At 35.8% G+C, this 2,152-nt stretch carries 2 protein-coding genes; both read right to left on the bottom strand.

Features of this window, described 5'->3' with window-relative positions; all coding sequences use genetic code 11:
* Positions 1–61: 61 nt before the first annotated feature.
* The gene (locus GX687_04085; protein HHX96625.1) at positions 62–754 is read right to left on the bottom strand and encodes a branched-chain amino acid ABC transporter permease; all 693 of its coding nucleotides are present in this window, start codon (positions 752–754) and stop codon (positions 62–64) included.
* Between the two features lie 101 nt (positions 755–855).
* Positions 856–1,761: a peptide-methionine (R)-S-oxide reductase MsrB gene (msrB, locus tag GX687_04080; protein ID HHX96624.1), complete on the bottom strand. Its 906-nt coding sequence runs from the start codon at positions 1,759–1,761 to the stop codon at positions 856–858.
* Between the last annotated feature and the right edge of the window lie 391 nt (positions 1,762–2,152).

The raw sequence follows: 2,152 nt of genomic DNA, 5'->3' as shown, positions 1-2,152 counted from the left end.
TGGTAGTAAGCGGGTTAAAAAGGTAGTACTGGCGATAGTTAACCAAAAAATAATTTTCATTTTAGTTTTCCCTCACTTCCATCGGTTTTTTTAAAAAAAGAATGAGGATGATGGCCAGCATTGCCGGAATAATAAAATTAGCAGGTCCGAAAATCATGCGGCAAAGGATAGTAGCTCCCAAGGCTAATAAAGTAGGAAAATGTTCATGGCTAGCTCGCCATTGATTAATAAAAATTACGGTAAATAAACTGGTAAGGACAAAATCTAAACCTTGTGTGTTAAAAATAAGAAAGTGACCAAGTAGAGTGCCGGTAGCACAGCCAACTACCCAGTAAAGATGATTAAAGAGAGTGATGAAAAACATAAACCAGTGTATATTAATTTCCGGGGCTGGTTTTATGGAACAAAGTAGGGAAAAGGTTTCATCGGTAAGGCCAAAAATTAAATAGGGTTTTAATCTTTGTGTGCCTTTAAATTTTTCGAGCATTACCAAACCATAAAAAAGATGTCGGGCATTAACCATTAAAGTCATTAGAAAAGCATAAAGGGGGTTGAATCCTAGAGCCATTAAATTTACGGCAATAAATTGCATGGCCCCTGCGTAAGTAAGGAAGCTAATAAGGGCTGTAGCCCATAAAGGATAGCCCTGTTCGTGCATTAAAACACCCCAGGCCATACCTAAAAATAAATAGCCGGTTAAAATCGGTAGGGTATAGGGAAAAGCCGCTTTTAGGGCTTTGATTTTTTTGGACATAATTAGTCCTCCCCTTTTAGATAATCATTACTATTATCACCCTTAGAGAAGTTAACGGCAAGACTATACATTGTTTTTGGAAAATATCATAGTATTTTGTTTTAACGAATTAAGTGTTTAAAACGACCATAACCTTTTTTCTCCATTTCTTCTTCAGGAATAAATTTTAAAGCTGCACTGTTAATGCAGTATCTAAGACCACCCTTCTCCGGTGGCCCATCATTGAAAACATGTCCTAAATGACTGTTGCCTTTTTTGCTGCGTACTTCGGTACGAAGCATGCCATGGCTTTTGTCAGTTCTTTCAAGTATTTGGGTTTCGGAAATGGGTTTGGTAAAACTCGGCCAACCACATCCTGAATCATATTTGTCTGTAGAGACAAAAAGTGGTTCACCACTAACGCTGTCTACATAAATTCCTTTTTGATAGTGATCCCAATATTGGTTGTCAAATGGTGGTTCAGTATGATCTTTTTGGGTCACTTGATATTGTAAAGGAGTTAATCTTTTTTTTAGCTCCTCTGGGGAGGGTCTAGGTATTTTGTTTAAATCAATATGGCAGTAGCCTTCGGGGTTTTTTTCTAAATAGTTTTGATGTTCTTTTTCGGCAAGCTGATAATTTTTTAAGGGTTCTACCTCGGTAACAATGGGTTTGTGATATTTTTTTTGTACTTGGGTAAGTACAGAATTAATAATTTCTAAGTCGGCTTCATCCTGATAATAGATACCGGTACGATATTGAGTTCCCTTATCAGGTCCTTGTCTGTTTTTTAAAGTGGGATTAATAATTTCAAAAAAATAGGTTAATAGTTTGGCTAAACTTATGATTTCCGGATTATAGCTGATTTCTACGGTTTCAGCATGACCACTAGCTGCTATTTTTTCATAAGTTGGGTTGGGGGTCTGTCCATTGGCATAACCTACACTTGTGTCTAGAACACCCGGGATTTGTGCAAAATAGGCCTGAACACCCCAAAAACAACCACCAGCTAACCAGATTCTCTTCATTGTTTTAAACCTCCATTTTATTTGTTATTAATATGTCCGTAATGGTTTTTTTATATTGATTTTTATAGTTTAAAAAAGAAAAACCTTTGCAACGTTTGATTAAAGGCATTTGCAGGGTTTTTGTTGTTGTATTATTCTTTTACCATTAGCAATAAGTTGCCAGAGCACTAATTAGGTTGTTTTAAAAACATTATCTTTAATATAGCAGGCCTGGTAGCGTTTAAGGGATTGAATTATTTGTTCTGGGCAATAGTTCTTTATTTTGTGAGAGTAGTTGTTTTGTAGGCTAGGTTTGTTATAATTAAAGAGAGTAAAGGAGGGAAGTGAATTGCGTAAAATTATCTGCCTTTTATCAATTATATTAGTATTTTCTTTAGTTGGTTGTTGGGCT

The organism is Clostridia bacterium (assembly GCA_012841935.1).
In the GTDB taxonomy this organism is placed as follows: domain Bacteria; phylum Bacillota; class Peptococcia; order DRI-13; family DTU073; genus DUTS01.
The sequence above is the reverse complement of the archived record's forward strand: the minus strand, read 5'-3'. Positions and strand labels throughout refer to the sequence as shown.

Bases quoted from the DNA above. Each gene is read 5' to 3' on its own strand.
- msrB (HHX96624.1), bottom strand. From the start codon at position 1,761: ATGAAGAGAATCTGGTTAGCTGGTGGTTGTTTTTGGGGTGTTCAGGCC.
- GX687_04085 (HHX96625.1), bottom strand. From the start codon at position 754: ATGTCCAAAAAAATCAAAGCCCTAAAAGCGGCTTTTCCCTATACCCTA.